Source organism: Nostoc sp. (genome assembly GCF_036917675.1).
Lineage (GTDB): Bacteria > Cyanobacteriota > Cyanobacteriia > Cyanobacteriales > Nostocaceae > Nostoc.
Genome location: NZ_JBALCT010000004.1, coordinates 22,643 through 48,097, shown reverse-complemented (window position 1 = coordinate 48,097; position 25,455 = coordinate 22,643). Strand labels below are relative to the sequence as shown.

The 25,455-nt window shown below is 42.9% G+C and carries 23 protein-coding genes; 9 read left to right on the top strand and 14 right to left on the bottom strand.

The features are described from left to right. Positions 1-30: 30 nt before the first annotated feature. A complete protein-coding gene (locus tag V7K31_RS01735; RefSeq protein ID WP_335092218.1) occupies positions 31-1,668 on the bottom strand; it encodes an ammonium transporter in 1,638 nt (545 codons plus the stop codon). Positions 1,669-1,868: 200 nt separating this feature from the next. On the opposite strand from V7K31_RS01735, the gene V7K31_RS01730 reads away from it, so the two are divergent. After that, positions 1,869-2,024 carry a hypothetical protein gene (locus V7K31_RS01730; RefSeq protein ID WP_335092217.1) on the top strand — a complete coding sequence of 52 codons (156 nt, stop codon included), beginning with the start codon at positions 1,869-1,871 and terminating at the stop codon, positions 2,022-2,024. Between the two features lie 897 nt (positions 2,025-2,921). On the opposite strand, the gene V7K31_RS01725 is transcribed toward V7K31_RS01730, so the two are convergent. From V7K31_RS01725 to folK, 4 genes are all read right to left on the bottom strand, one after another. Further along, positions 2,922-3,245: a hypothetical protein gene (locus V7K31_RS01725; protein WP_335092215.1), complete on the bottom strand. Its 324-nt coding sequence runs from the start codon at positions 3,243-3,245 to the stop codon at positions 2,922-2,924. A gap of 15 nt (positions 3,246-3,260) precedes the next feature. Continuing rightward, entirely contained in the window at positions 3,261-3,410 is a 150-nt protein-coding gene (locus V7K31_RS01720) for a hypothetical protein (protein ID WP_335092213.1), read from the bottom strand. 7 nt (positions 3,411-3,417) lie between these two features. Then, a complete protein-coding gene (locus V7K31_RS01715; RefSeq protein ID WP_335092211.1) occupies positions 3,418-3,966 on the bottom strand; it encodes an NUDIX hydrolase in 549 nt (182 codons plus the stop codon). Positions 3,967-4,034: 68 nt separating this feature from the next. Beyond that, a complete protein-coding gene (gene folK, locus V7K31_RS01710; protein WP_442941183.1) occupies positions 4,035-4,673 on the bottom strand; it encodes a 2-amino-4-hydroxy-6-hydroxymethyldihydropteridine diphosphokinase in 639 nt (212 codons plus the stop codon). A 245-nt stretch (positions 4,674-4,918) separates the two neighbouring features. Here folK and V7K31_RS31735 point away from each other — a divergent pair, with 245 nt between their 5' ends. After that, entirely contained in the window at positions 4,919-5,107 is a 189-nt protein-coding gene (locus V7K31_RS31735; RefSeq protein WP_442941188.1) for a zinc ribbon domain-containing protein, read from the top strand. A 134-nt stretch (positions 5,108-5,241) separates the two neighbouring features. Then, positions 5,242-7,503 carry a transglycosylase domain-containing protein gene (locus V7K31_RS01705; RefSeq protein ID WP_335092243.1) on the top strand — a complete coding sequence of 754 codons (2,262 nt, stop codon included), beginning with the start codon at positions 5,242-5,244 and terminating at the stop codon, positions 7,501-7,503. A gap of 83 nt (positions 7,504-7,586) precedes the next feature. Here V7K31_RS01705 and V7K31_RS01700 read toward each other — a convergent pair whose 3' ends face one another. Then, positions 7,587-9,050 carry an FAD-binding protein gene (locus tag V7K31_RS01700; RefSeq protein WP_335092209.1) on the bottom strand — a complete coding sequence of 488 codons (1,464 nt, stop codon included), beginning with the start codon at positions 9,048-9,050 and terminating at the stop codon, positions 7,587-7,589. Between the two features lie 209 nt (positions 9,051-9,259). Between V7K31_RS01700 and psb35 the strand changes: the two genes are divergently transcribed. Further along, positions 9,260-9,490 carry a photosystem II assembly protein Psb35 gene (gene psb35 / locus V7K31_RS01695; protein WP_334947991.1) on the top strand — a complete coding sequence of 77 codons (231 nt, stop codon included), beginning with the start codon at positions 9,260-9,262 and terminating at the stop codon, positions 9,488-9,490. Between the two features lie 132 nt (positions 9,491-9,622). Here the strand turns inward: psb35 and V7K31_RS01690 are convergent, their stop codons facing one another. From V7K31_RS01690 to V7K31_RS01655, 8 genes are all read right to left on the bottom strand, one after another. Further along, entirely contained in the window at positions 9,623-10,045 is a 423-nt protein-coding gene (locus tag V7K31_RS01690; protein WP_334833624.1) for a tellurite resistance TerB family protein, read from the bottom strand. Positions 10,046-10,102: 57 nt separating this feature from the next. Continuing rightward, a complete protein-coding gene (locus V7K31_RS01685; protein ID WP_335092207.1) occupies positions 10,103-11,605 on the bottom strand; it encodes a 16S rRNA (cytosine(967)-C(5))-methyltransferase in 1,503 nt (500 codons plus the stop codon). 88 nt (positions 11,606-11,693) lie between these two features. Further along, on the bottom strand, positions 11,694-13,148 hold the full coding sequence (locus V7K31_RS01680; RefSeq protein WP_335092242.1) for a glycoside hydrolase 100 family protein: 1,455 nt from the start codon (positions 13,146-13,148) through the stop codon (positions 11,694-11,696). Between the two features lie 585 nt (positions 13,149-13,733). Next, positions 13,734-15,536 (bottom strand): DnaJ domain-containing protein, encoded by a 1,803-nt coding sequence (locus V7K31_RS01675; RefSeq protein WP_335092206.1) that lies wholly within the window; start codon positions 15,534-15,536, stop codon positions 13,734-13,736. A 121-nt stretch (positions 15,537-15,657) separates the two neighbouring features. Then, the gene (locus V7K31_RS01670) at positions 15,658-16,521 is read right to left on the bottom strand and encodes an alpha/beta fold hydrolase (protein ID WP_335092204.1); all 864 of its coding nucleotides are present in this window, start codon (positions 16,519-16,521) and stop codon (positions 15,658-15,660) included. 421 nt (positions 16,522-16,942) lie between these two features. Then, a complete protein-coding gene (locus V7K31_RS01665) occupies positions 16,943-17,236 on the bottom strand; it encodes a hypothetical protein (protein ID WP_335092203.1) in 294 nt (97 codons plus the stop codon). A 297-nt stretch (positions 17,237-17,533) separates the two neighbouring features. Further along, on the bottom strand, positions 17,534-17,779 hold the full coding sequence (locus V7K31_RS01660) for a type II toxin-antitoxin system VapC family toxin (RefSeq protein WP_335092202.1): 246 nt from the start codon (positions 17,777-17,779) through the stop codon (positions 17,534-17,536). Between the two features lie 6 nt (positions 17,780-17,785). Next, complete coding sequence (locus V7K31_RS01655; RefSeq protein WP_335092201.1) at positions 17,786-18,019, bottom strand: hypothetical protein; 234 nt, start codon at positions 18,017-18,019, stop codon at positions 17,786-17,788. Between the two features lie 731 nt (positions 18,020-18,750). Between V7K31_RS01655 and ssuD the strand changes: the two genes are divergently transcribed. The 5 genes from ssuD to V7K31_RS01630 all read left to right on the top strand — a co-directional run bounded on the left by ssuD (position 18,751) and on the right by V7K31_RS01630 (position 25,024). After that, a complete protein-coding gene (gene ssuD / locus V7K31_RS01650) occupies positions 18,751-19,899 on the top strand; it encodes an FMNH2-dependent alkanesulfonate monooxygenase (protein ID WP_335092200.1) in 1,149 nt (382 codons plus the stop codon). 90 nt (positions 19,900-19,989) lie between these two features. Then, entirely contained in the window at positions 19,990-20,817 is an 828-nt protein-coding gene (locus V7K31_RS01645; RefSeq protein ID WP_335092199.1) for an ABC transporter permease subunit, read from the top strand. A gap of 323 nt (positions 20,818-21,140) precedes the next feature. Further along, the gene (locus tag V7K31_RS01640; protein WP_335092198.1) at positions 21,141-21,911 is read left to right on the top strand and encodes an ATP-binding cassette domain-containing protein; all 771 of its coding nucleotides are present in this window, start codon (positions 21,141-21,143) and stop codon (positions 21,909-21,911) included. 970 nt (positions 21,912-22,881) lie between these two features. After that, complete coding sequence (locus tag V7K31_RS01635) at positions 22,882-23,706, top strand: SDR family NAD(P)-dependent oxidoreductase (protein WP_335092196.1); 825 nt, start codon at positions 22,882-22,884, stop codon at positions 23,704-23,706. After that, positions 23,690-25,024, top strand: a complete 1,335-nt coding sequence (locus V7K31_RS01630) for a flavin-containing monooxygenase (protein ID WP_335092194.1) — start codon at positions 23,690-23,692, stop codon at positions 25,022-25,024. Before V7K31_RS01635 ends, V7K31_RS01630 begins: the two co-directional genes overlap by 17 nt. Positions 25,025-25,455 lie beyond the last annotated feature (431 nt).

Below are 25,455 nucleotides of genomic sequence, written 5' to 3'. Positions count from 1 at the left end.
CTCTCTTTAGGGTACACCTGGCTTTGCTTTCTATTTATTCACTTCTTCTAATGGAGAGCTGCCAGGGTTAGCTGATGAACTAATGACATATTCAGGGTAGGCTGGTAGACCATGCTCGTGTAAATCCAAACCTTCCAATTCGCCTTCTTTCGATACACGCAGTGTCCCTGTCAAATTTACCAAGTACATCAACCCCATTGCCACAGCGAATGTAGACACAGTAATGATTAGGTTGCCGATAACTTGTGCGCTCAACACTTGTATCCCTCCACCATACAATAGACCTCTTAACGGTGCAGAGACATCAGGTGAGATGGGGCCAGTCGCGCCGAATTCACCAGTGGCAAACAAGCCCAGCGACCACGTTCCCCAGATTCCGCAAAAACCATGTACAGGAACTGCACCGATTGGGTCGTCAATCCGAAGCCATTCCAAAAGGTCTATTCCGAGAATTACAATTACGCCAGCTACCGCCCCAATGAAGATAGAACCTGTCGGATTAACCCAATAGCAAGGGCAAGTGATCGCAACCAAGCCCGCCAAGAAACCGTTGACTGTGAAACTCAAATCCCACTTTTTTGTTTTCGGATATCCGAAAAACAGTGCCGATAGACCGCCTGCACATGCTGCCAAGGTCGTATTAGCAGCAACGCGTCCAGTCCCCACAAAGTCCATCGCCGAGAGTGTCGAGCCGGGGTTGAAACCGTACCAGCCGAACCACAGAATCAGACCGCCGGAAGCAGCAATTACAAGGTCATGGGGTAACATCGGCCCGCCACCGTCGCGCTTGAACCGACGACCCAAACGCGGACCGAGGGCGATCGCACCCGCCAGGGCAATGAATCCCCCAATGGTGTGAACAACTGTAGAGCCTGCAAAGTCATGGAAGCCAATTCCCAAGAAAGGCAGGAAACCATCTTTGCTGCCCATTGTTGCCAGAAAACCGTCTGGTCCCCAAGCCCAGTGTCCGATAATTGGGTAGATGAATCCAGAAACGCCAATGCTGTAGAAAAGATCGCCAATAAACCCTGTCCGCCCAATCATCGCCCCAGAGGTAATGGTCGAGCAGGTGTCTGCAAAGGCGAACTGAAACAGCCAGAACGCCAGAAACGCTACGCCTGTACTTTCATACGTGGCAGGAGATCCTTGCAAGAAAAACCAATTCAGTCCAATCAAGCCGTTACCATGACTGAACATGAAGGCAAAGCCCCAGGCATAGAACAGTAACCCGCAAAGACAAGTGTCAACGATGCACTCCATCAAGACGTTGACGGTTTCACGAGAGCGACAGAAACCTGCTTCCAGCATCGTAAAACCTACTTGCATTGCAAATACTAGGAAGGCTGCTAGTAGCGTCCAGAGGGTATTAATCGGGTTAACGATGTCATTGCCTCTGAGTACTGGATCGGCTGCTAGAGCTGGTGTTCCCATCAGATTGGGGATGAAGGCTAATACCATGAATAGCATAGCGATCGCCATTGCCTTGCCCAGCAGTAGTAAGTAACCGTAGCGCCTCCATTCTGGCTCACGTAAACGCTGTCTCAATCGTGCCAACTTGTTAACTTGCTGACTTTGCCCAACAGTCATCGGCAATTTCTTCATTGTGGGGAATTGCTGATGCTTAAGCCGGAAAAAGCCTTTTTTGACTGGGGTAGATCCCGCCTTCACGAAAAAGCCCCAAAAGCTTGTTACCAAATAGCCAAATATGTTGAGCCAATTTCGGCTGTTTTTTCCCAAAGAACTACAAGCCTTAAATAAGACAGTTTTTAGTCTGCTTCTCTTGTTACCCACTCAGTAAAACCTCCATCAAGATAAGTATTTTTCAACAACCAAAATCTCAATTCTCAGTCAAGCTGCTGAGGAAGAATATGAAGGTATTGATGCCAAATCAACTTGAGCCTGATTGTCTCAAAATCCACAGTCCATCACGTTACGATAGTTGCGGCGGCATCAATAACAAAGAAGAAGTTTTTCTCCAAGTCCTTAACCACATTTCTCTAATATCAAAAACCCTGATATTGTGAAAAATATGAATGTTCCCTTACAGGAATAAACTAATAAATTTGACTAATTATTTATTTCCTTCTTCCCTAAAACTGTATTAAAGAATACAGTTTTAGGGAAGGAGTCGCATGAAATTGCTCTCGCCACATCAGATATAACAAATGTATCCTTTGTAGTAACAGTATTTACCGATATTAAGATAGAAACATCCACAATATCATTAATTTTATATACAACAAGTCAAGAAGTTGTTACTTTTAAGTAAATCTATCTTGTCACATTTCCGTCATAAATTTGTCATAGATTTGTCAAACAAATGTGCAGATATCACTGATTAGCTGATAAAGTCAGCTTATGCTTGCAGCCCTATTGCTTCTTGATATCATGTCCGCTGAATTGCCCATAATAAAAGAACCTCACCCTGTCCTATCTTTAATCCCTCTCCTTAGTAAGGCTATGGTGTACACACAAGTCTTGCCGCAGTCATATCTTTATTAATAAATCTGGCACTGCGTTTGTATCCCGCCTCGGAATAAATTCCGAGTCTCATAGCTGAAGTCCTGAACTTCAGTTCTGGGCGGGATTGCCTGTCTGCGTGACAGTTTCACTCCGAGAAAAATCTGGGTAGAGCATTTTTCGACTTGTGTGTACACCGTAGCCTTGTGTTTTTGCCTTTGAATGCTTAAGGTGTCATCAGCAATATTGAAGTTGGTGTAACCATACTTAAGCTTTAGTTATCAATATTGCAATTGTAGCGGTATCACAACTTATGGGAGCGGTCTACCTTGCAATATTACTCACTAAGAGTAGCAGAGTTTATCAAGGTGCATAGGCTCACCACTCTCCAGATACATAACCTTTGAGAAACTGTCCTAATTTGCGTTTTGCTCCCAGTTGAGAGATAAAATAATGTGACATCAGGGCAGCTGCAACGGCAGCACTGATCCCATCGGGTGTATTGTGGGTAATTGTTGCTTGAATTGTTGGCGCCTCAATAACTTTTTCTGGTGTGGGTAAATACCTATGGACGCTGCACGCATTGCTGCGCTACTTTTATCGCTGTCAGGGCGAATTTTTGTTAAAAACTCTTGCTCATCCTGAATTTCTACTAAAAAATGGTATAAACTTCGAGAATAACCTTTTCTCTGATCGCGTTTAAAGGCTCTAACAAAACTATCGGCTAAAACTTCTGGTGTCCACGCTGCAAGAGCCACAATCACTTCCGCAACAGCAATGCTCATTTGGGTATCATCAGTTTAGCTGCCAAGGATGAGTCGAAAACGCGTATGTTCAACGTATCGACTCAAATCGTTGTTAACAATCATCTCCTCAGCATATTCAAAACCTGCACCGTAGGCATCTGCGTAGGTGTAGCCCGCCGTAGGCATCGCTAACTCTAGCAGCATATTGGTACTAAACTAAAAACGGACGCGCCAGAAAAAAGCTAGATATTGATTTAGCATCTACCGGCTCTCCCTCCAAAATAGCTTTCTCTAACTCTTCGGGAGTCAAAAACACAGTTTCGATATCCTCGTCTTTATCTTGTGGTGGTGGTGTTTCCAGCTTTTCCAAATCTCGCGCCAGAAAAGCATAGATAATCTCATCAGAATAGCCAGGAGCTAGGAAAAATTCGCCTAGGTTGTCCCATTTTTTGGCACTATAGCCAGTTTCTTCTGCGATTTCACGCTGTATCGTTTCTAAAGGCTCTTCATTTGCTTCCACAGTCCCCGCCGGAAATTCTAATATCCGTCCCTGAATTGCAAAACGATACTGGCGCACGAGTACAAGTTTACCCTCTGGTGTCACCGGCACAGCTAGAGCGCCACCAGGGTGACGAATACATTCCCATTCTCCTTCCGATTTATTCGGCAAACGCAAGCGATTGACTTCAAAATCAAACTTGCGTCCTTTATAAAAGAGGCGTTGCTTTAGCAGTTGTGGTAATTCTCTACCTAATGGCATAGTAAAATCTGATTATCTGTGAATACTGAGGTGAAATCAGCGTTCTTCTGCGTTTAAGGATGGTAATTTTAATTGCCCATCCATAAATGTACATCAGAAGAGTCTACCTCTTTCAGCAGTTCTTTAATAACACACCCAGAAACAGGTTCTACCCAATCTGGGGCAATTTCAGCCAGTGGTACTAACACAAAAGCCCGATCCCGCATTCGTGGATGGGGAATCTGGAGATTTGGTGTATCCACAATCAAGTCATCATATAATAACAAATCCAAATCTAGGATTCGTGGCCCCCAGCGTTCCTGACGTACACGCCCAAATTGTTGTTCAATTCCTAACAAAATTTCTAATAACTGCTGGGGTAGTATTTCTACCTGCAATGTTACGCAGCCATTTAGGTAATCTGGCTGTGGTGGCCCTACGGCTTTGGTTTTGTACCAATTGGATCTGGCTTCGAAGAGAATACCTGGCGTTTGGGCTAAAGTCTCTATAGCTGCTGATAAAATTGTCTGTGAATCGCCGATATTACTACCAAGGGCAAGGGCGCTTCGTCTGGGCTTTGCTTCGGCGTAGCCAGTACTTTGGCCTTGCGGCGTAGGCTCAGGACAGCCAAGCTCTGTTACCACCGTAGTCATCGCATTATCCTTAAGTAAGCTGTTTTGCGGCTGTCTTTGCGGATACTTCGTTATACCTGTTCCAGAAAATGTCAATAGTTCTTATCTTCCAAATATTTCTCAAAATTGCAGCATTTTTACAAGATTAAATTCACTAAATCTCAAAAACATTATTTTATAGTGAATTTAGTTAATTATTTATAGGATATTATACTAACACTATGGTAGTGCTATAACCCCCAAGCTGATTGATGGTGGTTAGATAGTTTTTACTATAGGACTTACGCAAAATATCTCTCAAACTCTGATTTCTCCGTGCCGCGCTAGTCTCTAAACAATCTATCCCTTTAAGTCAAAGGGTTTATGAGTGCAATTCCTGCAATCTGTCTATTGACCGTGACTTGAATGCCAGCATTAATATTTTAAACTACGCACGGATAGCTCAATCGTGCAAGTCTAGCGATGGCTCACCGCTCCCATGCTCCAAGCTAGAAACTGAACTTCACTTTTGCGTAAGCAGAATTGAGTAAGTTTCAGAGAGCGGAAGCTTACCTCCTGGTTCAAGCGAAGACCAACTAATTCTTTGAGTCACTCTGGACAAGGAGGAACGAATGACAGCTTATCACCAGCATATCTGGCGCAGACGAGGCAGTTACTGAGCAAAATGAAAATTTTCCCATCTAAGATGAAGTCCAATCAAGCAACTGTCCGTAAACCACTCTATCGTCGCATCTGGTTTTGGGCAGGTTTAAGTGTAGGTGGTGGGATAGTTGCCTTGCTCTACGGTGTCAGTTTAATAGATCGGACTTTGCCAGATCAGGCACAGTTGACTGCCGTGCTGAGAGAGCAAACACTAACCATCAAAGCTGCTGATGGCACCATATTACAACAACAAGGTGAAGCGACCAGAGAACAGCTAAAGCTGGAACAAATACCAGATAATTTAAAAAAAGCTTTCATCGCCTCAGAAGATAGAAGATTTAGACAACACAACGGAGTTGATCCGCAAGGGATTGTCAGAGCGAGTTTGAATAATTTGCGATCGCAAGGTGTGGTAGAAGGTGGTAGCACTATTACCCAACAGCTAACGCGGATTCTCTTTTTGAAACAAGAACAGACAATCTGGCGCAAACTCAAAGAAGTCCGCCTAGCCCAAAAAATGGAGCAAGAATTAACCAAAGATCAGATTCTAGAGCGTTATCTGAATCTGGTTTATTTGGGATCTGGAGCTTATGGTGTGACAGATGCAGCCTGGGTATACTTTAGTAAATCACCAGATCAGCTTTCCCTGGCAGAAATGGCAACGATTGCGGGATTAGCTCCCGCCCCCAGCTTATACGCCCCAGACAAGAATCCAGTAGCGGCAAAACGGCGGCGGGACTTGGTATTGCAACGGATGCAAGAAGATGGAGTGATTACGCCAGAACAAAGGCTGGCAGCGCTTCAGGAGCCACTAACCCTAAAAAGTAGTTTACCTAAGCGAATGCAAGTAGAATCACCCTACTTTACCAGCTACATCCAAAAAGAATTGCCGAAGTACGTTTCCCCGGATGTGCTAAAAAGTGGGGGTTTAGTAGTAGAAACTACGCTGAATCCAACTTGGCAGAAGGTGGCAGACGAGGCAGTAGCTAAAACACTGCGAAATCAAGGACGCTGGGAAAACTTTAAGCAAGCAGCAATGGTGGCCATTGACCCCCGGAACGGTGAAATTAAGGCAATGGTTGGGGGAAAAGACTTTGGTAAAAACCAGTTTAATCGAGTTACTCAGGCACAACGGCAGCCAGGATCGACATTTAAAGGGTTTGTATATGCCACGGCGATCGCTAGCGGTAAAAGCCCCTACGATAGCTACGAGGATGCACCCTTTGTCGTAGACGGCTATGAACCGAAAAATTATAGTGAAAACTTCCACGGTTCAATGAACATCCGCGATGCCCTCACCCGCTCAGTTAATATTATTGCGGTAAAGGTGTTGATTGATGTGGGATTTACGCCAACGATTAAACTTGCCCATGATATGGGAATAAAATCTGAACTCAAGCCCACCTACTCGTTAGCACTCGGCTCGAATGAAGTGAATCTCCTGGAATTGACCAGCGCTTATGGCAGTTTTGCAACTCAAGGATTGCATACAGAGCCTCATGGTATTAGCCGGATCATCAACCGTCAAGGCAAAGTTATCTGGTCAGCTAATTTCAAGTCTCAACGCGCCCTTGACGCAGACAGTGCCGCCATCATGACTTGGATGCTACGCAATGTTGTGGAAGCGGGGACTGGTGGTGCTGCTCAATTAGATAATAGACCGGTTGCTGGCAAAACCGGCACTTCCGATGAAGCCCGCGATTTATGGTTTATTGGCTACATTCCCCAGATGGTGACAGGAGTCTGGCTAGGTAACGATGATAACCACCCCACAGACGGCAGTAGTGGCAGTGCAGCTTACACTTGGCACGAATTTATGGAAAAAGCGGCAGAGGGGATGCCCGTAGAAAAGTTTCCCAAACGACCAAACTTAGAAGGTCGCAAAGGCACGATCAAAGCCCAGGCCATCAAGCCTAAACAAATGCTGAATCGTTCTATATCCTCTGATGATGACTCAGAAGGGGAAAGTTCGAGAAATTCTAATTCTGAGGATAGCGGCTCATCCAAAAGACGTAGAAGCAGGAGGAGCTATTCTCAAGAAGAACAGCAATCTGGTGATTCTACCCCAAGACGGAGAAGACGCGATCGCAGCGAAGAATCAAGTTCCAGTAACTCCTCTTCAGAATCATCTACTCCACGGCGGCGAACTAGAAGAGTCGAATCTGATTCTCCCCCGCCTCGAAGAACTCAGCGAGAGTCCTCTCCGGCAAATAGTTCCGGTTCTTCAGGTTCTTCATCACCACAGCCTAGCTGGCGGGATAGACTTAGACCTCCTCAGCAATAGCGAGTGCTTCAGCTAAAGCATTCAAGCAAATGCGAGTAGCGATGCCTACGGCGGTAAACTAGGCAAGAGAGGAAAAGTTTGGGCTAACAGTTTGCGAAAATGCCCTGACTTGGCGTTAGTAAATTATCTGGATCGTAACGTTGCTTTGCACTTACCAGATTTCCCCAAACTCGACCAAAATGCTGCTGCCAATCCTTTTTGGAAAAGGGAATAGCATCTACTGAATATTTGTAACCACCCAAGTCACGGTTTTGCTCAAATAGTTTGCGATTATCAGACAGCATCCGTGTAACTACAGCATCTTCTGGTGGTGCTGCTGTTCGCAAAATAGAAAAGAGAAACACAATCTCTTCTCTGGGAACCCGGAACAAGGGTAGGTGAAAACGGTTTGTTTTAACTGGATATAGCAGAATTGTCCCTTGGCCCGTATCAGCTAGGGTTAAGTTGGCAGCAACCTCACCAACAAAACTGTTAACTGCGCTACTAGGTACAAACAAATCTAACCAAGGATGAGGATAAGACCAAACACCAATAGATTTGAGGAAGGCAACTGTAGGAGCTAAACGGTTGAGAAAATCAAAGTAAGTTTTATCCTCTATTTGTTCTGTACCGCGAGTATAATTTAAACCCGTAATTAACAAACTGTTATTAGGTATGCTTGGAGGACTGTAAAAGCTAGCCGCTTCTAGCAGATAACGCCATCCACCAGCATTATTAGAAACTAATTGACCTTCTACATAGTTGAAACGCTCATCATTGATGATTAAGCGTTGGTCATGAGTAAAGGTAGCTAAATTGTCATAATACAACTGAAACACACGGGCATTGGTAGTGGCGGGAATTAGCTTAATAGTTGCCTGTACGATAATTCCACATTGACCTAGCCCTGCTAGTACTGCTGTAAAGAGATTGCGATTGTACAACAGCGAACAAGTTTCGAGACGACCAATACCAGTAACTACCTTCAGTTCTAAAACATTGTCAACTTGGACACCATAGCGATGAGTTGCACCGCCAATACCCCCTACTGACAAAGTACCGCCTATAGAAAGTTCTATGTAATCGGTAAGAACAGGCGGTGTTAATCCCATAGCAAGCGTTTGTTGCAATAACTGACTCCATACCACTCCAGCATCAACAATCGCTCGGTCTGTACCGATGAAATGAATTTTGTTGAGCGTACTTAAATCAATCACAATGCCTACTTCTACTTGTGACTGACCGTAGGTAGAGTGACCCTGACCGCGTGGGGCAACCTTGAGCTTGCAAGTCCGAGCGAATTGAATAACTTGAACAATATCCTCAATTGAGCCTGGTTTAAGTACTGCTATCGGTTGACGATGCACGATATTGCCAAAGTCAATACTGGCATCAGTAAGTGTCGCATTATCAGTGTAAAGCACTCCATCTAAGGGAGGTAAGCTTTCAAAAACAGATGTGGCACTGGCAGATGTTACCCAGGAACGAGTAGTTAAATCAAATCCGATCACAATTGCACTGGTAATCAAACCTTGTAAAACTGAGCGACGTGAAGTGTTTTGTCTCATAATTTTTACTTGGTAGTGTAGTAACCCAAGTTGCTAGTTAGCCTGAGTTGTCAGATTCTAGACTGGCTTTGACGTTAAGTTAACACCTATCCTCCCCCTGCTCCTCTGCTAATATAAAGTTGCTTAAACTAAACTCCAGGGGGATGTTAAGTGATACGCTCATCTTATAGCGTATTAAATACTGTTACCTAGCCTTGGAGAATATACTCATGGATTTATTGATGCAAACAGCAGCACCAGCCATAGATGCTGCTCCTCATTTTCCTTTTGCTTTCACGTTGGTATATGTCGTTGGTTTTATTGCTGCTGTCAGCATTGGTTCAATAGCTTGGTACAACTCGAAACGCCCCGCAGGTTGGGAAAGCAAAGAGCGTCCTGATTTTGTGCCGAAAGTTGATAAAGAAGAAACTCCGGGTCTAGGTGAACCGAAGTCAAAGTAGTGATGAGTGATGAGTCACCGAAGTTCAGATCGGCAAAAGCCGCCGCTCCCACTTCTTGCTGAGTTTAATAACCAAACTTAAAAATCATCTAAAGACGCGATTATTCGCGTCTTGTCAACTCATAACTAAGTGTTAGTTTTGCACTTCAACCCAACGGCGGTAAAGCTTTTGAATTTGTTTGAGAAGCAAATTATGCTCTGGTTGAGTTGAGTCATTCTGCTTCGCTATATCCTGCAATTGAGTCAGAAGTCTGGCTTCTTCGACGGCAACATCACCATCGCTATAAATTAAGCCACTGATGGCTTCAATCAGATTTTCGCAATCTTCAAGGCTGGGGCGATCGCCTAAATACTCCCGCACCCAGTCATAGCATTCTTTTGGCTCTACAGGAACTAATTCATACAGCCAAGGCTTAATTTCTGGATCGTTAGCCAAACCCTTTGCTTGAGCTATTTCGCGCAGATATTGCCGTTCTTCTGGCTGGATTCTGCCATCAATCCAGGCTGCTCCAATCAGGATTTTAACTAAGTTTTTCACATTGGAAGGGGAAACCATTGCTGACTCCTCTGGTAGATTCAGTCCTCCACAAAATCGTACAATCCCAAACAGTATTCATGCGGAATTATTGGTTTTTCTTAAGCGCACCATAAAAAAGCCATCCATATCCTGTCGATGGGGCCAGACTTTAAACCAACCTTGAGGCGTACTATGGGCAGAATCAGGTAACTCAACGCCACTGGGAGACTCAATTTGCCAATCAGGTGACTCAGCTAAAAATGCCGAAATCACTTCTTCATTTTCTGCTGGATGCAATGTACAGGTGGCATAAACTAGTACACCACCAGGTTTGACAAAAGTAGATGTATGTGTTAATAATTCTTTTTGCAGCCCCGAAAGTTCTCGGACAGATTCTGGTGTCTGTCGCCAACGAGCATCAGCATGACGGTGCATCGTTCCTAACCCAGAACATGGAGCATCGAGCAATACACGGTCTGCGGTGTTTTGAAATTGCGCCAAATGGCGACTGTCGCCAGTGTAAATTTGAATAGATTGTAAATTCAGCCGTTGAGAATTTTCTTGGAGTTTGCGAAGACGAGAAGGAGTGCGATCGCAAGCCCAAATTTTCCCCTTATCTGCCATCAATTCAGCGATGTGGGTTGTTTTACCCCCTGGTGCAGCACAGGCATCAATTACCACCTCACCTGGTTGGGGGTCGACTAAATGACCTACCAATTGAGCGCTACTATCTTGTACAGTCCACCAACCTTCTCTAAAACCCGGTAGTTTTTGAATTGACCCAGCACTACCAATCAATCGTAAAGCTTGGGGTAAATGAGGAATCCGTCTCACCAAAATACCAGCAGATTGCAAAGCCGCCTCAACTTCCTCGATTGAAGTGCGAAGTGGGTTGATTCGTAAGTCAATTGTTGGCGATTGGTTCATCCATTCACAGAGTTGTTCTGTGTCAGCCAAACCCAATTGTTCTAACCAAACTTGAATAATCCAGTCAGGAAAGCTGTGTAAAATACCTAAGCGTTCCACCTGGCTTTTCACCTCATCTGGAAGTGAACCTAACCCCCCAACCCCCTTCCCTACAAGGGAAGGGGGAGAATTCAAAGCCTCTCCCCTTTTAGGGGAGAGGTTTGGAGAGAGGTTTTCCATATCTGGTGAAAAGTCAGAGGGTTCCACTGGGTTTTCTGGGAGTTGTAACGGATCTCCCTTTATCTTTTCTGCAAGGCGGATGTACTGGCGTAATAGACCGTTAACAAAACCCGTGAGTCCAGAAAAACCGTTTTCTTTAGCGAGTTGGACGGTGGTATTAACAGCAGCTGAAGGGGGAATACGCTGTTGATAGCGTAGTTGGTAGAAGCCCAGATGTAAGATAGTGCGGAGGTCTTGTGGTTGTTGATCAGATTTCTTTTTGGCGATTTGATCAATGAGAGTATCAAGAGTGCGCTGCCTTCTGACGCTCCCATAAACCAATTCTGTCACCAAGCGGCGATCGCAATCAGCCAAATTAACTTTTTGCAGCACTCTATCTAGGGCAACATCAGCATAAGCCCCCTTATGAACATCTCGCAGGGCGATAAAAGCTAGTTGACGGGGGTTTGTCATGTAAACAGGATTCAGAAGTCAGGAGGCTTTTGTATTCTAACTCCCAACTCCTGTACAGACGCGATTAATCGCGTCTCTCCTAACTCCTCTATCGAGTCAGGTACGGGTCTACACTGGCGATTTCAAACTCACACGCTCTAGAAACCTGTTCTGCTGGTAATTTTCCAAAGCTGATTAATGGTAAATAAGTGGGGTTTGCCATCAGTTCTTTTGCTAATAAGAACCCAGTAATTGTCCAAGTTTGATATTTTCTGGCTTGTTTCCCAATCAGTCGCCCTTTCTTACCGTCATAATATTCTGGCCATTCATCATCAATGAGGCGTGGTTGGGCAATTTCAATCGCTTTTTGTGCAAGACTTATTTTGTTAGTTTTCACCGCCGCCGCCGCCAACATCCACATTAAAACTGGCCAACTACCTGCATTATGATACGACCAGGGTATATTTTTGGGGTCACATCCAGTTACAATTCTATACTCTTCATTTTGCAAAGCTGGGAAACAAATTTTCATTGGCATATCTCCCACTAAGTCATCCCATCGTTCCTCAATCAGAGTCATAATCGCTTGTGACTGTTCTTCGGTAGCTAAGTCTGAAATGATTGCCATTAAGTTTCCGAGTGAAAAGAAGCGAGTATCTAGCTGCGACGGACCGACATTACCTGCTAGATAACCACCTTTTTTGGGCAGCCATTTATCTAATTCATAATAGGGAAGAGAATCTACATATATGTTGAACAGATTAACAGCAGTCTTGCCATATTCTTCACTTTTGAAGCGATAAATTGCATTCAGGCGATTAATATCTATCCAATAATGCTGGCGAATATGAGCACATAAAAGAGGCAACCGGTTATCAATGGCTGCAACAATATCGGAATTCCCTTGACAAATTAGCAGTTCACGAGATGCACGCAATGCCGTGTAAAAAAGAACTTGTAGCTCTAGAGGATGCCCATAAATGCCCATACGACGATCAATCATACAAGCACCATCTGGAACCAACAGGGTTGGGTACATATCAAAACGATTCGCCAAGCAGATTTCCATGATTAACCTGATACCATTTTGGAATTCAGGTTGATAAGCTAGAGAAAAATCATCTGTGGCGACAACATAAGCACGCAACAAAATAATCCACCAGAGGCAAGAATCTACGGGTGTAACTCTAGCGATCGCATGTTCACCAAAGTCTGCTTCTAAATATTCTTGCCCATTTTCTGATACAACTTTAAAGCTAGCTGGAATTAATCCTCGTCCCGGCTTATAGGCATCTAATGCCCTTTCTTTAGGCTGTAATTTTAAGGTTTCTTCTAAGAAATTGCGAACAATATCTGTTCTACCTTTGATCAGAAAAATTAGACCCGCAGAGACAAAATCCCGGACAAAGCACTGGTCATAATTGAGCGCCTCTACAGATGCATCATAAGCGGCTACCGTCCCAACAGGGCGTCCTTGATAGTAAAGAATTGACTTTTCTAACGCTAGCCACGCTTCTTCCACTTCTTTTAAATTTTCAGTAGTTTCCAATTCGTTTAGGTGCATCGCCAGAATAACTCCATAAGGGTTGTGAATTTGCGATAGATGCGTCTTCATTTATTATTTTTGCTACTCTCAGCATAGCAAAAACGATTTTTTGAATAGCAAATATAATTGGCAGAAAGATTAATCAACTAACAATGAATAAATCTGCTGACATTTATGCACTTTATTGCTAGTTAATTTGCTTATAATCGATTACTTTTTTGGTTAATTTTGTTGTTCTTCACCGCAAGCAGTAAAATGATTGTTCAAAACAGTCACACAAGATATATTTTGAGATTATTTATTATTCTCTTTCATGTCTGGAATCTTTGCTTTACCAAACAAAAATATATCTTCAGTGCTGTTTAAGGTTTGCGTGAAGTTAAAACTGGTTGCAGTATATTTACTTGAGCAGAATTAGTTTTTGACACTAAGATGTCAGATGATTCCCCCATAATCTAATAATTTATAACTTTTTATCAGAATATGCAAGATAAATGCTTGAAAAATTTAAGATATCAATACTTCTGAAGAGTTATATATTTTACCCTAATGAGAGTAGCTTGTCATCGGAGATTGTGCTATCAGTTTAATTTAGTTGGTAACTTATTTATCAAAGTTAATATATTTGTGAGCGTTTAACTGATCCTGGAATTCTTTATAAGCTTGATTAATTGCTTGCATTGAGGCAATTGCTTTCGCAGAACTGTTGACATCAGGATGATACTGTCTTGCTAATCGACGATAGGCAAGTTTAACGACATTGGCATTATCACTTTGCTCTACACCCAAAACTTCCCACCATTCCCCAGATAATACGGAGTCGAGATTAAATTTATTAAAGCTTTGCACTTGACTCCAAATCTTGATGCTTGCACCATTACCGCCACTTAGCAGCGTCTTGCCATCAGGACTGAAAGCAACAGGACTACACCCAGAAAGACTTTGTAGTAGTTTCCTAGTATGTAGGTTCCAAAGTTTGATAATACCGTCTCTGCTGGCACTGGCCAGGGTTTTTCCATCGGGGCTGATGGCAACAGACAAAACCGCCCCTGAGTGTCCAACTAGAGTACTGAGTAATTCTCCAGTTTGGAGATTCCACAGCTTTATTGTGGCATCTGTGCTACCACTAATAAGAGTTTGACTATTAAGACTGATGGCAAGTGTATTTACTGCTCCCAAATGTTTGGTGAAAATATAGCGCTGTTGCCAAGTTTTGACATCCCAAAGCCTAATAGTTTGATCAGTGCTACCACTTGCAAGGATTTTACCATCGGGACTAATGGTGACAGACAAAACTGCATCTGAGTGTCCATTCAAGGTGAGTTTTATTGTTCCCGTGTAGCGTCCCCAAATTCTAATCGTCTTATCAGCAGCACCACTAACAATAATTGCCCCATCAGGACTGTAAGCTACCGAGTTAACAAAGCCATTATGACTATAGGGAGAGTTTAAATAAAATAATGTATGGAGAAATTTTTTTGGGTCCATCTGCCAACTGCTGATTTTGCGATCGACACTGCCACTTGCAATTTGTTGTCCATCAGGGCTGATAGCTACAGATAAAACTGCCTCTGCTTGTCCAGAGAAGGTGTAAAGCCATTTTCCTGTTTTCAAGTTCCACAGATAAACTTGTCTGTCATCACTGCCACTAACCAAGGTAATACCATCAGGACTGATAGCGATCGCATTAACTGCCGCTATGTGACCCTTGAGTGTACGTACACATCTCCAGCTTTCAGGTAGCTGGGTTGTCAGAGATATTATTTCTGGTTCAATATTGGGAGTAGAAGGTTTAGGGGTAACAAATTCTGATTTTTTCTTTAATTTAACTTTGAGCGCCTGTAACTCATTTTCAACTTCTAAAGCAGTAAATTTTTGGTTGAAATTCTCACCAGATAAAAATAAATCTAACTCCATCCATGCTTCTAATTCCATCACTGCTTCTGAATAGGCATCCATCTGCAAAACTTTCTCTTCCATTCGCTCAAAAAGCTCTGCTGGAGTTTCGCTAATTCCAGATTCGTCTAACAGTTTGGCAATGCCATAGGCGGCGAGTCCGACCACTGCGCCAATTCCCACCATCGGGACTGCACCAATACCAAATGCCAGCCCGACTTTAGGCGCTACTAAACCCATACCACCGACGACACTATAAACACCAGCACCGCCGACTGCACCAATTCCCATTGTAGCGAAAGCAGCAACATCTCCTTCTGCGATCGCTTTAAAAGCGCCATAAGCAGCTGCACCAACCACAGCGCCAGCACCGACTACAGGAGTTATACCAATGCCAACAGCGCCAAATCCGCCTGCTAGTCCCATCCCGCCGACTGTTGCGGAAACACCAGCGCCTGCTATGGTTCCGCCTGCAATAAATACTGCACCTGTTTTAGAGTTTTGTGTCACTGGTTTTTGTTTTTGAAGCTTTCAACTATAGCTGACAATTTAGGTCATGTGGAAAAGCCTACGAAAGACCTAGCCCCCTCTCTCATGGGTAGGTTTTTCAGATACCGTGAAAAGTCAGCAACTATAAACCTTTGCTCTTTAACCAATTGATAAACAGGTCAGCAATTGCTAAGTTACCGTGTTCAAGCATTTGCATATGACCGTGGCCAGGGAGTCCAACTTCAGGAAGCCAAATAAAATCACCCCGGAAGTATTTTGCAGTTTCTGCATCTGTCTCACGAGGATGGCGCGGGTCTTGGTCGCCTGTAATCACACAGATGGGAATATCAAATAGTATCTGAGGGTCGCAAATATAAAGCCCTCGTCGTTCAACATTTCTGCATTCGTTGCTAATCCGCGCACTCTCAGCGAGCAAACTGCAAAAGTAATTTTCAAATGCGTGTTGCGGAAAAGTATCTGAGTTGGTAAAGTACTTTTTAGTATCTTCACGCGACTGGATACGTGGACGGTCTTCGGGAAAAGCCAAAGAAGAGTTTTTTGTGATAACTGGCAATAGATTGGCTGGTGGACTTGGTGCAATGCCTATAATTGCTTTAACAAGTTTAGGATGAGTTTGTGCCGTCTCCCAACCAACGACACCAGACATACTGTGGGTAAGAATCACAGCCGGGCCAATCTGTTGGAGTAGCGCCACTGTAGCATCGATTACCCGTTGATATGACATCACGGGGAAGTCTGCAACAAAACCCGATCGACCATGCCCTGGCCAGTCAACAATATAAGTTTGGTAGCCTTTTTCTGCCAGGTATGCTGCCCAACCTTGGCGATTATCGGGTGTTTTCACAAAGCAAGTACCTGTATGAAAGGCGCCATGTAAAAGCACAATAGGAACTGGATTTTGGTCTTGACTCGGCCGGTAATACTGAACGTACATTTGGTACGGAATAGCACCAACAAAGAATTCTGTTTCAGTGTATGAATTCATTTTAAGAAAAGACTTAAATCTTTACGGCAATGTTCATTGTTCACTGACTACAAAAAACTATTAACTGAAATTTTGAACAGTTGCTCTCGTGCAATCATATCATAGTCATGGAAACATAATCTGCTGAAATCAGCTTGTAATCAACCTTTCAAGCACCTCTGTTCTGGATGGATTTAAGTGCGATGCCTACGGTGGGCTGCGCCTACGCATTTAAGTTTCTTTAATGGTTATTTGTGGAGATTTAGGAGAAACGAACCACAGAGGCGCAGAGAACACTGAGGAAGAGAGAAGAGGAACAGTAGGTTTTTAAACAGTAAAAGCCCTTTGATAAGTTTACCAAAGGGCTAAAAATAATATTTGTCCCAGACGTCTTGTGCAAAGTTTAAATTTAATCTTGTACAACTCTTGTAATCAAATAAATTCAAAGGTTTGGTTCACTGTGGTTAAGAGCTTTCCATGCGCCGTATCCAACATAGCCAACTGCTGCTGTTGCAGCTAATGGAAGTAATACCGGAGCTGCTACGGCTGAACCAACCGCAGTTAAAGTTCCAATCGCTGCCCCTGCTACTGCTGAACCAACCGCAGCCCCAGCCCCTGCTATAACTGCCGTTTGCCCCGTAGCCATCAGCGTTACCGCGCTACCCGAAAGCACTCCCGCAGCAAATGCCGCAAGATTTCCACAGTTACTGCCTGACTCACAGTTGAAAATTATCACATTTCCTGTTGCTGCCTGAGCTGGAGCAGGTGAAATCGTCAGAGCGCTAGTCACTATGAGCAGTGTAAGTAAGCAAATTGAAATTAATCTTTTGGCATTCTGAAATATACATTGCATGGCAGTTGTGTCTTAACTTTAATGTTGATAAATTACTTAAGTTAACTTCCTTATATTAAGTAACAAAATTCACGATAGCATCAGAAAATTCCGCGAATAGCTAAAACTCTTATTAGGTTAGTTAAGAAAATATACCTAAGAAAAATCCCACAATAATACCTAAAAATCCAATAATTATCTCTATCGTGCTTGAGTGATCTGCTGCTGTTGCTGCCGCCGAAGCAGGAATTGGTAAAATTGTCGAGGCGATGGTAAATATAAGTAGCGTAAATATCTCTCAACAATCCAAACAGCTTCGGCTAATGTTGTAGCTGGTATAACTAACTGGGAATCAGGATTAGAAAGAATAGCATTGGCATTAGCACCTAATCGGGAATTTCCTTCGAGAAACCAGATGAGAGTATGAGTATCAATCACGTACTTCATGATTACCTATGACCAATCTAATCCGTCTTCGGTATCTCCATGAAATTCAGTAAGGTGAAAATCTTTTTCTGTTGATTGTTTATTTCCAGAAAACATACCAACCTGCATTATAAGCTTTGGGTTTTGAGATTTTTTTGGTTCTATAAAAGTGACAATAACACGGCTTTCTGATACATTAGATAGTAATTCTGAGAGTTGTATCTTGCCGTTCTTATATACTCCTTCAATAGATTGCAACATTAGTATTTACCAAATTTGTACTCAGATAAATTATAAAGTTAATCCTAAAAAGATGCCGATTTGCTTAAAAACATCAAATTTTTGGGCTGTACTGGCGCGATCGCGTGTGGGTTCCTTACCCATGTTCCAGCTTATCAGGCAATACACGCAGAGCTAATGCTTGAACTCTAGCAACTGCTTCTTCTTGTGTCTGCCCATAAGCCAGTACACCAGGATAAACCAATCACTTCAGCTTATTGCGTCCATCCTCTTCTTTTTCAATCTATATCGTGAAGTTCATAGCCAGTAAAGGTAGTGATACTGTCCGCCTAGTGCCATTAGTTCGTCATGAGTGCCTACCTTGATGTATTTGACCGTGTTCTAGTACTACTACACAATCCGCGATCGCAAATCTTCTACAGGCGAAGATGCTTTAGATGTCAAACTTCTGGACTAAGTGCTGTTAATAGTGCGAATCTGCAATACTGGAGGGCGCTGGACTCACCGCAACACAGTGACTCCTTCGCACTCCTGAAATGTGGCTTACTAAGTGAAAACTTGTGTTTTCCAACACAGTCATTCCGTTACAATAGTGTCAAAATTGGTGACTAAGGGGTTAGTTGTTCAGGCAGCCATTTTTTACTAATAGTTAAATTAGGTTTGATTTTTATATAATGTCAGATAAGATTTTGACTAAATACTACGGTAATTAGATCGGAAAATAGTAAATTTAATTTCATACCCTGATAAATATGCAAATTCTCTGGTTTATTCCTACTGGATCTCATGACGGACGCTATTTAGGCACAGATATTGGCTCTCGTGTTGTCACACCTGATTATTTGCAGCAAATTGCCCAAGCTGTAGATAATTTGGGCTACACAGGCGCATTGTTACCCACAGGGAGTTCTTGTGAAGATGCTTGGATCACCGCCGCCGCTTTTATCTCTGTCACCAAGCGGATGAAATTTCTCGTGGCAATTCGCCCAGGAATTACTTCCCCAGGTGCTGCTGCACGGATGGCAGCAACATTTGACCGAATTTCTAAAGGAAGATTGTTGATTAACGTGGTGACAGGTGGCGATCCGGTGCAACTTGCTGGCGATGGTTTGCATCTTAGTCATGACGATCGCTATGATTTAACCCATGAATTTCTTACAGTTTGGCGAGGTATCGTCAGTGGAGAAACAGTCAATTTTAAAGGAAACTACCTGGATATCAAAGGCGGTAAGCTCTTATTTCCACCAGTTCAAAAACCCTATCCACCCTTATGGTTTGGTGGTTCATCTGCTGCTGCCAAGCGAGTTGCTGCGAAACACATTGATGTTTACCTGACTTGGGGCGAACCACCACAGCAAGTAGCCCAAAAGATTGCTGAAGTTCGGCAACTGGCGGCTGAACAAGGTAGAACAGTACGTTTTGGGATTCGCTTGCATGTAATTGTGCGAGAAACCGAATCTGCGGCTTGGGATGCTGCCAATGAGCTAATTAAGTATGTGGATGAGGATGCGATCGCCAAAGCTCAGAAAGACTTGGCTAGTTCTGATTCTGAAGGACAGCAGCGCATGAGTCAACTACATAGTGGTAGTCGAAAAACCTTAGAGATTAGCCCCAACCTGTGGACAGGAATTGGATTGGTGCGGTGTGGTGCTGGTACAGCCCTAGTTGGAGATCCCGACACGGTTGCCGCGAGGATGCTGGAATATCGCAATTTAGGCATAGAAACCTTCGTTTTTTCTGGATATCCCCATTTAGAAGAAGCGTATCGCACTGCTGAATTATTATTTCCACGTCTACCTTTGCAGAGCGAACCTGCACCTTTAACGCCACCAGTCTTGAGTACTGTTAGCGAAATCGTCACCAATGAAAAATTTGCTCAACAACTAACGAGTGCCTCATGACCTAATAATTCGTAATTAAAGAGCAAATTACAAATTCTGCTGACGAAGCTTCGAGATTCATCTTGTGAACAATCTAAAATCTAAAATTCGATGACTATTACCTTTAAACCCACCAAAAGCAATAATAAGATATCCCTGAGCGAGGTGTTAGAAAACCCGCAACTCCAAAAAATAGTTCCCTGGATTGTCCCTCTTTTAGTGTTACTACTTTGGGAACTTGCTTCCAGAACTGGTTTACTTTCAAGCAGAATTTTACCAGCCCCTAGTGGCGTAATTGCTACAGCGATTAAACTAGGATCAACTGGAGAACTGTTTCAAAATATCGGAATTAGTGCTGGGCGGGCGATATCTGGTTTTATAATTGGTGGCAGCATTGGTTTCGGCTTGGGATTGCTCAATGGTTTTTCCCCTGTAGCCGAAAAGTTATTAGATAGTTCCCTGCAAATGCTCCGCACTATCCCTAATTTGGCATTAATTCCGCTAGTGATTCTCTGGTTTGGAATTGGCGAGCAAGCTAGATTATTTCTAGTATCTATAGGGGTATTTTTCCCATTATATCTCAATACATTTCATGGCATCCGTAGTGTTGACCCTGGATTGATTGAGATGGGAAAAGTCTATGGATTGAAAACACCACAACTTCTGTGGCAAATTATTTTTCCAGGAGCCTTGTCTTCGATTCTCGTTGGTGTCCGTTTTTCCTTGGGGATTATGTGGCTGACACTAATTGTGGCAGAAACGATCGCGGCAGATTCCGGCCTTGGTTATATGGCAATGAATGCCCGTGAGTTTATGCAAACTGATGTTGTCGTCTTGAGTATTGTGATCTATGCACTGCTGGGTAAATTAGCAGATGCTTTTGCCAGAGGATTAGAAACAAAATTCTTGGCTTGGAACCCCAATTATCAAAAGTCATGAATGCCAAAATCACCAAATTGAAGAAGAATTCAGAAGTCAGAATTCAGGAGTCAGAATCAATCAGTCGGGGATTCAGACCCGCGACTGATTAAAGACCACCAAATTTAAAATTTGGTGGGGGTCTTAAACCCATTTATTCATCCGCCAGTCGTACAGAATTCATTCTGAATTCTGACTCCTGACTCCTGAATTCTGTTCGGATAAAAAGTTGAGAAATCTTGATTATAACTTTTGACTTCTATTCATTTTGAGTGTGATTTACTTTTTTCAACGTCCGATCAAATAATTAAATCCCGATTGTCTTAAAAATGGAGGTTTTGCAAGTGAGTTCAAATGTACAAGGCACACAACTAAGTATTCTGGATTTGACAAAGACTTTTGGCAAGAAAACTGTTTTAAACTCGCTGAATTTAGAAGTTGAAGCAGGTGAATTTGTCGCTATTGTTGGACGTAGTGGTTGCGGTAAGAGTACCTTATTGCGTCTTGTGTCAGGACTAGATAAAGCAACTTCAGGCGGAATACTACTGGATGGAGAACCCCTGCGTAGACTCAGCCGTTCCGTAACAGTGATGTTTCAAGACCCCCGCTTGCTGCCGTGGAAGCGCGTTGTTGAGAACGTGGGGTTGGGCTTAGAAGGTAATTGGCGTGAAAAAGCTTTGTGGGCACTCAATAAAGTCGGACTCAAAGATCGGGCTGATGAGTGGCCATATGTCTTATCTGGTGGACAACGGCAACGGGTGTCATTGGCAAGAGCGTTAGTCAGTCAGCCCCGTTTGTTGTTGCTAGATGAACCTTTGGGAGCATTGGATGCTCTAACTCGCCTAGAGATGCAGCATTTGATTGAGAACTTGTGGCAAGAGCGAAGATTTACTGCGTTTTTGGTTACTCATGATGTGGAAGAGGCTGTGGCGTTGGCAGACCGAGTGATAGTGATTGAAAAAGGACAGATTTCTCTAGATTTGCCTGTGAGACTTTCACGCCCGCGAGATAGAAATAGTGAAGTATTTGTCAATATCAGAGAAGCAGTTCTCCAACAAGTAATGAGCAATGAAGCTACTCAGCCAAATAACCAATTGTTGCAGTTGAGTAGTTGAGATTTAGCTTTCGTTAATTGATTAATATAATGCTTGAGGTAGCTGCGGTAAATAGGCTACTTCGAGACTCAATATTATTAATATAAGAATCGTATCTGATTTGTGAAAAATAATTTTTTATACAGAATTTTTCTTTATCTGAATTTATAGAACGGTGGGCAAGGCGAGAATTAATTCAACCTCAACCCGCTGCTAATAAAAAATGATTTATTAAGCGAGTGTTGCGAAAGTACGTTGTCCGATCGTAAAGCCTGAAGTCAATGCAAGGAAAGTTCCAATGGTTGTGTATTAGTGGATAAACAGTTAAGCGTAACTTATATGTAGTTGCACAGCAGAATAAAAATTCCACCACTCGTGTCAACGCCAGTGGTAAATAAGCATTCGCAATAGTTAAGGCTGGTTACAGTGGAACAAAAAACACAACTGGCAGTGACGATGCAGCGATTATTTTTGGCGAGGGTCCTCTGTGAGCATAAGTTAGCGAGGTGAAATTGCTTTGGTGAGTTTTCACGGCTTATGACGACGGTTTTGGCGTTGATAATACAATCGCACCTTTGGCTAGTGTGATTCTAGCCAAAGGCGTAGCGTCTTCGGCTCCGCTTTTGAATTCTGTTTTATTAAGTTACCAAAAATTGATAAATTATAAATATCGTTTTTTGTTAAATACTTTTAGAGGATGAATGAACAAGTCGTGATTGATGTATCAAATATTTTTACCCCACCCTAACCCTCCCGATATATTGGGGAGCCACTGCGTTGGGCGGCTTTGCCGACTTGAAGCATCTGGCGTGAGGGAACTTGATTTTCTTGTTTCCCCCCAATATATCGGGGGGATTAAGGGGGGTAAAAAATCACACCGTATAACTTTTCAAACACCCTCTTAGATGCGTTCATCTTGTATTTTCAATTCATAATAACCATGAAACAAGATATTCGCACCAATATTAATTAATAATTTGGAAAAGAGATTATGACCCAGCTAGACAAGACGGTTGTACTGATCACTGGTGCTGCTGGTGGGTTTGGACAGGAACTGACGCGACAGTTGTTAGAGGCTGGTAGCCGACTGATTTTAACGGATCTAAATGAAGTTGTGCTGCGTGAACGAGTTGAATTGATTCAGTGCCGAGTCGCAACTGGTCAAGTACTAGCTTACCTAACTATTGATCTTTCAACCAGTGAGGGATGTGAAAACCTGTATCGTCAAGTCAAAGCACTCAATATTCCTGTCGATATTTTGATTAACAATGCTGGTATTGCGGTCTTTGGTCGCATGGATGAAATTCCAAGTGAGAAATGGGAACGTCTCATGCAGATAAATCTACTAACACCGATGCGGTTAAGCGCCCTATTTGCTGCTGATATGATTGCTCGTCAACGAGGTCATATTGTCAATATTTCATCGTTAGCAGGTTGGTGGGCATCGCCTGGATTAACTCATTACGCAGCTAGCAAATTTGGTTTGCGTGGATTTAGTGAAGGGGTTTTCCATGAAGTAAAAGACTACAATGTAAAGGTTACAGCTGTCTATCCCTTTTTTAGCCGTACTCCAATTCTCCAGTGTGAACGGTTTGGAAGTTTTGCCAAGGGTAACGACGACTTTCTAGAACATGTAGCAACCGACCCAGCCCAGGTAATGCGCGCCACAATTAAAGGAATTATTCACAATAAATTGCATGTCTTTCCCGATGCCACAGCTAAAAAAGCCCATCTTATCAAACGATATTTTCCTCAGATAGTGAACTGGATTAATGATGCATTTCTTAGGAGCTTGAAAGTTGGTAAAGGAAAGTAGTAAAACTCAGAAGATTTTTGATAAGACTCACAAACAGCTGATTATCGGGGCTGGTTTTGTTGGATTAGGTATGGCTTGGGCACTTAAGGCTGCCGATATTCCTTACGACCAAGTTGATGCCAGTGATGATGTTGGCGGAAATTGGTATCACGGCGTTTACGAAACCGCCCACATTATTTCGTCACGCAAAATTACCCAATTTACCCATTTCCCCATGCCTGATAATTATCCCGATTTTCCCAGCGCGCAGAACATGCGGGATTATTTAAACGCTTTTACAGATTATTTTGATTTACGTGCACAGATTGAACTGAATCGTACAGTTAATTACGTCCGCCCAGTTGAAAACAATCTTTGGGAAGTGACCTTTGCTGATGGAGAACAGCGAATCTATAAAGGGGTAGTGATGTGCAATGGGCATCACTGGTGCAAACGTTTTCCTAAATTTCAGGGAGAATTCCACGGTAACATTATCCATTCTAAAGATTACAAGCATCCAGATCAGTTGCGTGGTCAGCGAGTTTTGGTGATTGGAGGTGGAAACTCAGCTTGCGATCTGGCCGCAGAAGCAGCCCGCGTTAGTGCTAAATCTGTTCTGAGTATGCGCGAATCAGTGTGGTTTATCCCAAAGTCTTTTGCGGGAGTCCCAGTTGCTGACTTAATAAAATGGTGGATGCCACAATGGTTTCAGCGGCTTATGGCTCACGGAATTATCCGCCTGAGCTTCGGGACGCACGAAAATTATGGTTTATCCAAACCCAAGTATCGAGTTTTTGACAAGCATCCGACTCTGAACAATGAAGTGCCCTACTACATCAAACATGGACGAATTATTCCTAAACCTGCGGTGCGTCACCTTGATGGTTGGGAAGTTGAATTTGTTGATGGTAGTCGAGAGGCATTTGACCTCATTGTTTGTGCAACAGGTTACAACCTTGCTTATCCTTTCCTACCCCCAGAACTTCAGCGTATTGAAGGAGCAGTAGTTAAATGCTATGGCGGTTCTTTTTTTGATGATTACAAGGGACTCTATTTTATTGGCTGGGGACAGGCGCGAGGCGGAGTTGGTTCGCTAATTGCAGCTTACGGTTCGCTGTTCACGCGCTGTTTGAAACTCCAAGATGAAATCAATGTGCCTCTTGGTCTAGTTTTCAAAGAAATAGGACAACAATTACCAAAAACCCATCTTGCAGATCCCCAACAGATTTTTAGACAATTAAAGCTCGCTAATCTTTTATTTAGCTGGCTTGTGAAAAAAGCACATCTGGTTGATAACCAATATCCCAACTTTAGTAATAACCCAAGTTGCGGGTTATAAAATTCTGAATACTTCGTGACCATTGATTGAAACGAATGCACATGAAAAATTGGCGGTGGCGCTATAAGCGATCGGAAATTAGAGTCAAGTTAAGATCAGAGCATTAAATCATTTTAAGGTATTAAAATTAACTTATTAAATAAATGCTTGTTAGAGTTTAAATCCATATAAACCATAAATTAGAGCTATGCCAAAAAGCGATAGGAACCCTTTAGTTCATGGCTCTAATCTTGAACAAAAGGAGAATCACCGCACAAAATACAGAAGGGTTAAGTTTTTTGTATTTCCAGAATTTACACTGAAAACAGCTATATATATTCCACAATTACAGTAAAAATATAACGATCGCAACCCCAGATATTTTCAGACAAAAAACGGTAGAGTATTTATTGCTCTACCGTTTTCTAACTTTCTATTTAAGATTTAATCCC